This window comes from Caulobacter sp. P1_B12_2, assembly GCF_056406675.1.
Window position 1 is genome coordinate 1 of the sequence record NZ_JBFTZS010000132.1, and the last position, 10,417, is coordinate 10,417.

13 protein-coding genes and 1 pseudogene are annotated in these 10,417 nt (G+C 68.1%); 12 read left to right on the forward strand and 2 right to left on the reverse strand.

All coding sequences use genetic code 11. From position 1 onward, the window contains the following. A pseudogene (locus AC1DZ6_RS10290) lies at nucleotides 1–183 on the reverse strand (TVP38/TMEM64 family protein); the annotation flags it as partial. 244 nt (nucleotides 184–427) lie between these two features. Here AC1DZ6_RS10290 and AC1DZ6_RS10295 point away from each other — a divergent pair. From AC1DZ6_RS10295 to AC1DZ6_RS10305, 3 genes are all read left to right on the forward strand, one after another. After that, a complete protein-coding gene (locus AC1DZ6_RS10295) occupies nucleotides 428–1,090 on the forward strand; it encodes an AAA family ATPase (RefSeq protein WP_477097086.1) in 663 nt (220 codons plus the stop codon). Between the two features lie 193 nt (nucleotides 1,091–1,283). Then, complete coding sequence (locus AC1DZ6_RS10300; protein ID WP_477097087.1) at nucleotides 1,284–1,940, forward strand: AAA family ATPase; 657 nt, start codon at nucleotides 1,284–1,286, stop codon at nucleotides 1,938–1,940. 61 nt (nucleotides 1,941–2,001) lie between these two features. Continuing rightward, nucleotides 2,002–2,535, forward strand: coding sequence for an NADPH-dependent FMN reductase (locus tag AC1DZ6_RS10305; RefSeq protein ID WP_477097088.1), 534 nt, complete (start codon nucleotides 2,002–2,004; stop codon nucleotides 2,533–2,535). Nucleotides 2,536–2,544: 9 nt separating this feature from the next. Here AC1DZ6_RS10305 and AC1DZ6_RS10310 read toward each other — a convergent pair whose 3' ends face one another. Beyond that, nucleotides 2,545–3,126, reverse strand: a complete 582-nt coding sequence (locus AC1DZ6_RS10310; protein WP_477097089.1) for a hypothetical protein — start codon at nucleotides 3,124–3,126, stop codon at nucleotides 2,545–2,547. Between the two features lie 262 nt (nucleotides 3,127–3,388). Between AC1DZ6_RS10310 and AC1DZ6_RS10315 the strand changes: the two genes are divergently transcribed. The 9 genes from AC1DZ6_RS10315 to AC1DZ6_RS10355 all read left to right on the forward strand — a co-directional run. Beyond that, a complete protein-coding gene (locus tag AC1DZ6_RS10315; RefSeq protein ID WP_477097090.1) occupies nucleotides 3,389–4,591 on the forward strand; it encodes a pyridoxal phosphate-dependent aminotransferase in 1,203 nt (400 codons plus the stop codon). A 117-nt stretch (nucleotides 4,592–4,708) separates the two neighbouring features. Next, nucleotides 4,709–4,849, forward strand: a complete 141-nt coding sequence (locus AC1DZ6_RS10320) for a hypothetical protein (protein ID WP_477097091.1) — start codon at nucleotides 4,709–4,711, stop codon at nucleotides 4,847–4,849. Between the two features lie 10 nt (nucleotides 4,850–4,859). Further along, nucleotides 4,860–5,120 carry a hypothetical protein gene (locus tag AC1DZ6_RS10325; protein WP_477097092.1) on the forward strand — a complete coding sequence of 87 codons (261 nt, stop codon included), beginning with the start codon at nucleotides 4,860–4,862 and terminating at the stop codon, nucleotides 5,118–5,120. A 72-nt stretch (nucleotides 5,121–5,192) separates the two neighbouring features. Then, nucleotides 5,193–5,387, forward strand: coding sequence for a hypothetical protein (locus AC1DZ6_RS10330; RefSeq protein WP_477097093.1), 195 nt, complete (start codon nucleotides 5,193–5,195; stop codon nucleotides 5,385–5,387). A 66-nt stretch (nucleotides 5,388–5,453) separates the two neighbouring features. Continuing rightward, nucleotides 5,454–6,527: a sensor histidine kinase gene (locus AC1DZ6_RS10335; protein WP_477097094.1), complete on the forward strand. Its 1,074-nt coding sequence runs from the start codon at nucleotides 5,454–5,456 to the stop codon at nucleotides 6,525–6,527. A gap of 87 nt (nucleotides 6,528–6,614) precedes the next feature. Beyond that, a complete protein-coding gene (locus tag AC1DZ6_RS10340) occupies nucleotides 6,615–7,208 on the forward strand; it encodes a CAP domain-containing protein (protein WP_477097095.1) in 594 nt (197 codons plus the stop codon). Between the two features lie 117 nt (nucleotides 7,209–7,325). Next, on the forward strand, nucleotides 7,326–9,455 hold the full coding sequence (locus tag AC1DZ6_RS10345) for a TonB-dependent siderophore receptor (protein ID WP_477097096.1): 2,130 nt from the start codon (nucleotides 7,326–7,328) through the stop codon (nucleotides 9,453–9,455). A gap of 3 nt (nucleotides 9,456–9,458) precedes the next feature. Continuing rightward, on the forward strand, nucleotides 9,459–10,049 hold the full coding sequence (locus tag AC1DZ6_RS10350; protein ID WP_477097097.1) for a hypothetical protein: 591 nt from the start codon (nucleotides 9,459–9,461) through the stop codon (nucleotides 10,047–10,049). Nucleotides 10,050–10,059: 10 nt separating this feature from the next. Further along, on the forward strand, nucleotides 10,060–10,417 hold a 358-nt coding region (locus tag AC1DZ6_RS10355; RefSeq protein WP_477097098.1), incomplete at its 3' end, for a PepSY domain-containing protein.

The window sequence follows — 10,417 nt, forward strand, 5'->3', positions numbered from 1 at the left end:
GGCCCAGGGCCCGTGGGCCGCGCCGAGCCAGTGCTCGACCGCCACCTCGCCGTTCAAGCCCAGCAGTTGGGCCCCGAACAGGAAGACCACGCCCACGCCGCCGAACAGCACGAACGACACCGCGACCGTGCGCCAGGCCCGGGCGTCCATGTTGGTGAAGAAGTCGATCAGGCGACGAAGCATCAGCCTGCCTCGCCCATGCCCAGGCTGCGGTCAAGGGGGCGGGGTGAAGCGCGGCGAACACGCAAATCGCCTGAGGATCGCTCATTTTGTCGTCACGGTTCCCGTCAGGCGGAACCGCGTCGTGGTTAAGTTTCCCTCAATACGACTATTGCGTTGCAGGGCTGTCTTACGGCGCGGCTAAGTTATCCACAGGCTCCCGGCCTTGCGGACAGCGCTTGGACGGGATGCGTTGGGAGCGTCCGTCGTGAAGACCCTGGCTGTGATTTCCCGCAAGGGCGGGGCCGGCAAGACGACCCTGTCGGTCAACCTGGCTCTCACCGCCCACCTGGCGGGATGGAAGACCCTGCTGGCCGACATCGATCCGCAACGCTCGGCCTCCGACGCCCTGCGGGCGCGCGGCGAACCCGGCCCCGGCCTGGCCGAGATCAGCGCCGGCAAGCTGTTCCAGACCCACTCGCAGGCCGCCCACGACGCCCATGACGTGATGCTGATCGACACGCCCGTCGCGCCGGACGCCGACGTGGCCGTGGCGGTCAACTCGGCCGACCTGTGCCTGCTGGTCTGCCGCCCGACGTTCCTGGACATCGCCTCGGTGGCGCGCTCGGCCGAGATGGTCCGGCGCCTCGGCAAGGCGGGATTGATCGTTCTGAACCAGGCCCCGTCCAAGCGCGGCGGGTTCGAACCGGCTAGCGTGCGCCAGGCCGTCGAGGCGCTTCGGTTCTGCGGCCTGCCCATCGCGCCGGTCGGCCTGCGCTCGCGCGCCGTCTACCAGCAGTCGATCGCCCGAGGCCTGTCGGTGGTCGAGTGGGACGCCCAGACCTCGGCCGCCCAGGAGGTCGACCGCCTGTGGAGCCACGTCGCCGCCCTGCTGGCCCTGGACGGCCAGGGACGCGCCCGCGCCGTTTGAGCCTTCAACCAGGCCTGATGTCCTTGAACGGCCAGCGATTTTCCGCGAATTTTGGCCGGGGCGTCAAATAATCCACAGGTTGAAGTTCTGTTCATACCTTCGCCATAACAGTTACGCACCTTGGGGAACCTTGCGGCCGCGAGAACCGGTCGTTCGGTTTGGGCAAAGAGTGCAAGTCGTGAAGACAATTACTGTGCTTTCCCGAAAGGGTGGATCGGGCAAGACCACCCTGGCCGTGAACCTGGCGCTGATGGCCTTTCTGGCCGGGCACAAGGTTCTGTTGGCCGACATCGATCCGCAGCGGTCCGCGTCGGACGCCCTGCGCACGCGCATCGAGCCCGGACCGGCCCTGGCCGAGATCACCGCCGGCAAGCTTTTTCTGACCAAATCCAACGCGATGCGGGAAAACTACGACTACCTGTTCATCGACACGCCCGCCGCGCCGGAGGCCGATGTCGCCCAGGCGGTGAACATCGCCGACTTCTGCCTGGTGGCGGGGCGGCCCTCGTTCCTCGACCTGGCCCCGATCGTGCGCACGGCCGAAGCGGTGCGCCGCCTGGGCAAGAGCGGGCTGGTGGTGCTGAACCAGGCCCACACCAACAAGCCGGAAGTCGCCCCGGTGGCCTTCCCGGAGATCATGGAGGCCCTGCGGTTCTGCGGCCTGCCGCTGGCCCCGCACGGCCTGCGCTCGCGCGAGGCCTTCCAGAAGGCCATGGCGCAGGGACGTTGCGTCGCCGAGCTCGAGCCGGACAGCCCGGCCGCCCGCGACCTGGAGCGGCTGTGGGCCCACGTCGAGGCGCAACTAGGCGGTTTCGTCGAAACGGCGATGAAGACCGCCCTCACGGCCTGATCCGACTTTCACGAGACGCCGACGCTCTCTAGGTTCCCCGCTCCAACGGCGGAGCCTCTTCATGAAACTTCTCGGCGTCTCCGGCAGCCTGCGGGCCGCCTCGTACAACACCGCCCTGCTGCGCGCCGCCCAGGAGTGCACGCCCGAGGGCGTGACGATCGAGATCTTCCGCCTGCACGACCTGCCGCTGTTCAACCAGGACGTCGAGGACCAGGGCGACCCCGCCCCGGTCACCGCCTGGAAGGAGGCCATTGCCGGCGCCGACGCCCTGCTGCTGGCCTGCCCCGAATACAACGGCGGGGTCACCGGCGTGCTGAAGAACGCCATCGACTGGGCCTCGCGCGGCAGCCCGTCGGTTCTGACCGGCAAGACCGCCTGCATCGTCGGGGCCTCGCCCGGCGTCACCGGCACGGTCCGCGCCCAGGACGCCCTGCGCCAGTCGCTGCGCAAGGTCTCGGCGGAGTACTGGCCGCTCAGCGAGATGCTGGTCGGCCAGGCCCACACCAAGATCGAGAACGGCCAGCTGACCGACGAGAAGACCCTGGCCTATCTGGGCCGGCACCTGGCCGCGTTCGTCGAGCACATGAAGGGCTAGGCCCGAGCCCTACTTCGCCGTCATCGCCGGGTCGTAGTTGGGGCCGAAGTCCAAGACGAACAGCGGACCCAGCACCACCGTCTGCTTCGCGCCGCCCAGGTGCAGGGCGACGCCCGCCCCGCCCTTCTCCGCGTCCATGCCCGCGCGGCCGCTGACCGTGTAGATCTGCCACTCGCCGCTGGTCACGACGACCTTGCCCTCGACGATGCCGCCCCACGGCGAGGCCGCCTGCTGGACGCGCACGGAGCTGATGTTTGCCGTCGCCGGCCCGCCGTCGACCGGCTCGGCCTTGGCCCAGAAGGCGATGGTGATCACGTCGCCCTTGGTGATCTTGCCGTTGACGCCCTGGCCGGCGCTGCTGTCCCAGGGCTTGTCCGGCGTCGGCGCGGTGACCTGGACCCGGATGCCGCCCCCGCCGATCACCGCCTTGTCCTTGACCGGCGCGTTGGTCTGGCCCGGTCCGTAGACGTTCCAGGCCGTGGACGGCCTGTTGATGGCGTATTTCATGACGCCTTCATCGGCGGCGTGGACCGGCGCGGCGGCGGCGAGACTCAGGACCGTAACAGCGGTCAGAACTGCGAACTTCCTCATGTTTCCCCCTTCAAGAGACGTCGCTAGCGTCGATCGTCCGCCGTCGGCGGCCGATATGGTCGTTTCCTCCCGGGGCCGCCCGCCATGCGGCGCGGCCTCTCGTGTTTATGATGATAGCGGTACCGCGAGCCTCGGATCGACGCAAGAACCCCGCGCGATGCGGCCTTTGTTGCGTTGCACCGCGGCAAGCGCGGGCGTAAAGACCGCCCCAATCCTGAAACCGGACTTCCGAGTCCACGTCCTCCCAGGGGAGCCCTGAACCATGTCGCTTGAGTCCGCCGCCCTGCGGCGCATCGCCCCGTCCGCCACCATCGCGATCAGCGCCAAGGCGCGCGCCCTGAAAGCGACCGGCCGGGACGTGATCGCCCTTTCCGCCGGCGAACCGGACTTCGACACCCCCGACAACATCAAGGAAGCCGCCATCGCGGCGATCCGCGCCGGCAAGACCAAGTACACCGACCCCGACGGCATGCCCGAGCTGAAGGCCGCGATCTGCGCCAAGTTCCAGCGCGAGAACGGCCTGGAGTACAAGCCCAGCCAGGTCCACGTCGCCCCGGGCGGCAAGCCGGTGATCTACAACGCCTTCGTCGCCACCCTGAACCCGGGCGACGAGGTGATCATCCCCGCCCCGTACTGGGTGTCGTATCCCGACATGACCCTGCTGGCCGGCGGCACCCCGGTGCCGGTCGAGACCACCGCCGAGAGCGGCTTCAAGATCACGCCGGAAGCGCTGGAAGCGGCGATCACGCCCAAGTCCAAGTGGCTGATCATCAACAGCCCGTCCAACCCGTCGGGCGGCGCCTATACGCGCGCCGAGCTGCGGGCCATCGCCGACGTCCTGCTGCGCCACCCGCAGGTCTGGGTGCTGACCGACGACATGTACGAGCACCTGGTGTTCGACGACTTCGAGTTCACCACCATCGCCCAGGTCGAGCCCAAGCTGTACGACCGCACCCTGACGATGAACGGCGTGTCGAAGGGCTATTCGATGACCGGCTGGCGGATCGGCTACGCGGCCGGCCCGGAAGCGCTGATCAAGGCCATGGGCAAGATGATCAGCCAGACCACGTCGAACCCCTGCTCGATCTCGCAATGGGCGGCGCTGGAGGCCCTGAACGGTCCGCAGGACTTCATCAAGCCCAACGCCAAGCTGTTCCAGGAGCGCCGCGACCTGGTCGTGTCGATGCTGAACCAGGCGACCGGCCTGCATTGCCCGACCCCGGAAGGCGCGTTCTACGTCTATCCGTCCTGCGCCGGCCTGATCGGCAAGACCGCGCCCAGCGGCAAGGTCATCGAGACCGACGAGGACTTCGCCGTCGAACTGCTGGAGACCGAGGGCGTGGCCGTGGTGCACGGCGCGGCGTTCGGCCTGTCGCCGTTCTTCCGCATCAGCTACGCCACCGCCAATGATGTTTTGGAAGACGCCTGCGCGCGCATTCAGCGCTTCTGCGGCAACGTGAAATAGCCTTTCTTCTCCACTGCGGTCGTCATTCTGGCTCTTTTGGTCAGGATGACGACTGTAAGTCGGCGCCGAACCGCGCTAGGGCTCCTTTTCGCCGCGTCCCGCGGCCAGGAGACCGTCATGGCGCGCACCCCGAACTATTCCTTCGAACGCCAGGAGCGCGAGCGCCTGAAGGCGAAGAAGGCCGAACAGAAGGCCGCTGAAAAGGCCGCCGCCAAGGCCGCCGAGGCAGCATCCAAGCCCCCGACCGACGATCAGTGAAAGACGGCGCATGCCCAGTTCGACGACCTTCAACCACGAGACCGTCTCGCTCGACGGCGAGCACTTCTCGGACTGCGAATTCCGCGACTGCCGCCTGACCTTCGCCGGCGGTAAGGCTCCGGTGTTCGACAACTGCAAGGTCGTCGACTGTGAGTGGAAGTTCGAAGGCCCCGCCGAGCAGACCCTGGCCCACCTGAAGGCCGTGTGGAACGCCGGCGGCAAGGCCCCGGTCCAGGCGCTGATCAAGGAAATCACCGGCGGCGGCCGTTAGCCCTCTCGGAGCCTTGTGGGCCGCGCGGGGTTAGTACTCTGCGGCAACGCACAGGATCGAAGGGATCGGCCCATGCTCGACGCCAAGGAATGCCTGGCTCGCGCCAGCGAAATGGAGCGGCGAGCCGGAGCGTGCGGCTCGGTGAGTCTCGAAGCTGACCTGCTGTCGATGGCCGAGACCTGGCGCTATCTGGCGCAACAAGCTCTGTGGCAGGACTCGCTCATCGTTCGAGCGACAGGACTCGGGCCGGGAATTGGCCTAAGGTAGAGCTATCGGCGCCCATCCGTCGCCGTCCGCGAACCTCCCTGCGCCTAGGATCGGACTTTCCTTGCCATGCCGCGTCCGATCCCCGGGATTGAAGACGCACAGACGCTCGCCCAGGCGATCGTGGACACCATCCACGAGCCGTTGCTGGTGCTCGACTCAGCGTTCTCCGTGTTAGCCGCCAGCCGGTCGTTCTACGAGACCTTCAAGGTCGATCCCGAACACACGATGGGCTGCCTGCTCTACGCCCTGGGCGACGGCCAGTGGGACATCCCCGCCCTGCGCGTGCTGCTGGAGACGATCATCCCGGAGCGGGTGGTGATGAACGGCTTCGAGGTCAGCCACGATTTCCCGGGCCTGGGCCAGCGGGTAATGCTGCTGAACGCCCGCAAGGTGATCTACGAGACCAGCTCCAATTCGACGATCCTGCTGGCCTTCACAGACATCACCGCGCGGCGGGCGATCGAGCGCGAGAAGGAAATCCTGCAGGAGCGCACCAGCGATCTGTTGGGCCAGAAACAGGTCTTGTTGCAGGAGATGCAGCACCGGGTCGCCAACAGCCTGCAGATCATCGCCAGCATCCTGATGCTCAAGGCCCGGGCCGTCACCTCCGAAGAGACCCGCTTCCACCTGAAGGACGCCCATCAGCGGGTGATCTCGGTGGCCGAGGTCCAGTCGCACCTGCACGCCTCGGGCGGCGTCGACCAGATCGAGGTCGGCCCTTACCTGACCAAGCTGTGCGCCAGCCTGGCCGCCTCGATGATCGGCGACGCCCAGCCGATCGAGCTGACGGTGGTGGCAGACCGCGGCGCGATCGGTTCGGACAAGGCCGTCAGCATCGGCCTGATCGTCACGGAACTGCTGATCAACGCCGTCAAATACGCGTTCCCCGTCTTCAAGGCGGGCGCCCAGGTCACTGTCACCTTCGCCAGCGACGACGAGGCCTGGACCCTGACGGTCAGTGACAACGGCGTCGGCAAGGCCGCCGACATCGCGCCGGGCAAGCACGGCGGCCTGGGCACGGTGATCGTCGACGCGCTGGTCAAGCAACTGGATGGTCACATGACGGTGGTCGCCACCGACGGCATGACGGTGACGATCCGGCATGAGCACGTCGTGGCCCTGGCGCCCGTCCCGGCCTGAACCGCCGCGACATTCCGCGCGACTGCACGCATCGCCGAATGCATGTTAGGTCAGGTCAGGGGCGTCTGAATTCACGGGAGCGCGCGCATGCGCATCTCCGGCCGCATGGCCTTGGCTCTGGCGATCGCCGGCCTGCTGTCCCTCGTCCTGCCCCTCGTGGCCCAATCAGCGTCCTTGGCTGCTCGTCTCGACGACGCCGTGCTGGACGAGCTGAACTTCGCCCGCGCCCGGCCGGCCGAATACGCTCGCGAACTGCGCCGCGAGATCAACAGGAGCGACGATCCCGCCGCCGTCGAGGAGGCGATCGACTTCCTGGAACGTCAGGCCGCCCTGCCGCCTCTCGGCGCGGACCGGCGCATCGCCGCCGCCGCCCGCCAGCACACTCAGGCCCAAGGCGCGCGAGGCGACGTCGGCCACGGCGCGGCCGGCGCCCTGGGCCAGCGGCTGCGCGGCCAAGGCGTCTGGGCCGGGCTTTCGGCCGAGAACATCTCGTACGGCTACGACGATCCCCGGGACGTCGTCCGTCAACTGATCATCGACAGCGGCGTGCCCGGCCGGGGCCACCGCCGCAACATCTTCGGCGCGGGCTACCAGCTGGCCGGCGTGGCCTGCGGTCCGCACCGCGCCTATGGCGTCATGTGCGTGATCGACTTCGCCGGCGCCCTGCCCCCACGCGAGTGACCTATCCGGCGCATCGCGATTTATATGACAACTGTTGATGAGAACGACTTGCAAGTGACCAGCGCTCACAATATGCAGTGCGACTAAGAATAAGTCGCACTAGCATTTGAGGTCGTCGTGAAGTCCAAAGCCCTGCTGCTCGCCCTGTTGGCGACCGCCGCCCCCCTGTACGCGATGGCGGCGGAGACCTCGGCCGACGACAAGACCTCGGTCGACGGCGTCACCGTCACGGCCCGCGCCCACGACACCGTCGGCTCGACGGCCAGCAAGCTGGCCACCCCGCTGGTGGAGACGCCCCAGTCGGTGTCGATCATCACCGCCGACCAGATCGACAAGCTGGGCCTGACCTCGCTGAACCAGGCCATGCGCTACGTGGCCGGCGTCACGCCCGAGACCCGCGGCGGCGCAGTCACCCGCTACGACCAGTTCAAGCTGCGCGGCTTCGACGTCACGACCACCTTCCTGGACGGTCTCTCCAGCCAGTATCCAGGCTGGTACGCCGACGCCCAGGTCGACGCCGCCTCGGTCGAGCGCATCGAGATCCTCAAGGGCCCGGCCTCGGTGCTCTACGGCAACTCGCCGCCCGGCGGCCTGCTGAACTTCGTGTCCAAGACCCCCAAGGAAGTCGCCGGCGGCGAATTCCAGGTGCGGGTCGGCAGCCGCGACCTGGTCGACGCCTCGATCGACACCACTGGCCCGATCGCCGGCGATCCCCGCTACACCTATCGCCTGCTGGCCCTGTTCCGTCAGGGCGACGGCCAGGCCCAGACCACCGAATACCAGCGCTACCTGATCGCGCCGTCCTTCACCTGGCGTCCGGACGACGCGACCACCGTCACCCTGCTGGGCCGCTACCAGCACGATCCGAAGTCCAACTCCTACGGCTCGGCGCCGTCCAAGGGCTCGGCCTTCGCCAACCCGCTGGGCCAGCTGTCGCCGAACTTCTACGACGGCGATCCGAACTTCGAGGCCTATAACCGCACCCAGGCCCAGATCGGCTACCTGGCCGAGCACAGGTTCAACGACGTCTTCGCCGTCCACCAGAACCTTCGCTACACGCGCGTCGAGGCCAACTACGAGTCGGTCTACGCGGCCGGTCTGTTGGCCGACAACCGCACCCTGACCCGCGGCACGGCGGCCTCGCTGGAAAGCAACGACGGCTTCGCCGTCGACAACCAGCTGAGCGCTCACTTCGCCACCGGCGCCCTGACCCACGACGTGCTGCTGGGCGTCGACTACCAGCACATGATGGCCAAGGTGCAGTTCGGCTTGGGCACGGCGCCGAACCTGGACATCTTCGCCCCGGTCTACGGCCAGACGATCCTTGATCCGCGCGTCGCGGGCGTCGGCTACTACGCCTCCGACAGCCGCATCAAGCAGGAGCAGGTCGGCTTCTACGCCCAGGACCAGATCAAGTACGGCAATCTGGTCACCCTGCTCAGCGTGCGCCGCGACGACGTCAAACAGGAAACCCTCGCCCTGGGCGCCACACCGTTCCCGACCACGATCGACCAAGGCAAGACCACCGCCCGCGTCGGCGTGCTCTATCACTTCGAAAACGGCTTCGCGCCCTACGCCAGCTGGTCCCAATCGTTCGAGCCTCAGGGCCAGACCGACTTCGCCGGCAAGCCGTTCGACCCTGTCACCGGCGATCAGGTCGAGGCCGGCCTGAAGTACGAGTCCCCCGACAAGCGGATCTACGCCACCGTCGCCGCCTTCCAGATCGAGCGTAAGAACGCCCTGACCGCAGACCCGGTCCACCCGAACTTCAGCATCCAGGGCGGCGAGCTGCGCTCGCGCGGCGTCGAGTTCGAAGGCCGGGCCAAGCTGACCAACCGCCTGAAGGTGACCGCCGCGGCCACCAAGCTGGACGTCGAGTTCACCAAGAGCAACGACGGCCTGCGGGGCCTGACCCCGGTCGGCGTCGCCGAGAAGACTGCCTCGGCCTTCGTCGACTACGACTTCGGCGGCCCGCTGGACGGCGTGGCCGGCGGCGTGGGCGTGCGCTACGTCGGACCCAGCTGGGGCGACAACATCAACTCCTTCAAGTCGCGCGCCTACACCCTGGTCGACCTGACCCTCAGCTACGAGCTGGCCAAGCTGAGCCCCTCGCTCAAGGGCTGGCAGGCCACCGGCAGCGCCACCAACCTGTTCGACAAGCGCTACGTCTCGTCGTGCTACTCGGCCGACTGGTGCTGGTTCGGCGAGCAGAGGACCGTCCAGGTCGGCCTCAAGCGCAGCTGGTAGACCATGACTCAGACGGTCCAAATCGGGCTGGCGTCAGCGGCGACCCTCGCGGTCGCCGTCGGCGTTTGGATGCTCTGGCTGGCGTGGAAGCGTAACCCGAAGCCGCGCGGCGCCCTGATCGCCGGCGGCTGGGCCCTTTTGGTCGCCGCCGCCGTTCTGCTGGCGCCCTGGGCCGGCGGGGATCGGGGCGTGGCGATCTCGACCCTGCTGGTCGCCGTCGCCGCCACCGCCTTCATCGTCGTCAGCGGCCGCTGGACCCTGCCGCATGGCAAGAAGGCCAAGCCGATCCGCGCGACCGGCGGCGGCGCCGAGCCCGCGCCCGGCCCGGCGTCGACCTGGCCGCGAACGGTCGCCGCCGTGCTGCTGGCCCTGCCCGTCTCGACCGCCGCGTCGGTCGCCTTCGGGGTGGCCCTGGTGGTCTGGATGCCCGGATCGCAAGCCGACAAGCTGGTGGCCGCCGCGTTCGGCGCGCCCCYKGTGCTGACGGGGGCCATGGTCTGGACCTGCGCCGACCGCAAGCTGCTGCGCACCACCGCCGGCCTGGGCGCCCTCACCGCCGTCTGCGCCCTCGCCGTCGTCCTGCGGCCGCACTAGGAAGATCGTGATGGACGCCAAGACGCCGCCTCCCGCCGCCGAGAAGATCGAGTTCGCCAACCGCCCGTCGATCTGGCCCAAGGTTCCGCCCGCCTTCGTGCGCACCGTGCTGTCGGGGCACTCAGGTCTGGGCCTGGTCGCCGCCGCCCTGATCTACATCGTCTGCCTGTCGGGCACGGTGGCGGTGTTCCTCAACGAGCTGAAGCTGTGGGAGGAGCCCGCCGCGCCGACCCAGACCCACGCCAGGCCCCAGGCCATCCAGGCCTTCGCCGAGGGCGTGGGTCTGGGTCGGCGCGGCGGGCTCCTCCCACAGCTTCAGCTCGTTGAGGAACACCGCCACCGTGCCCGACAGGCAGACGATGTAGATC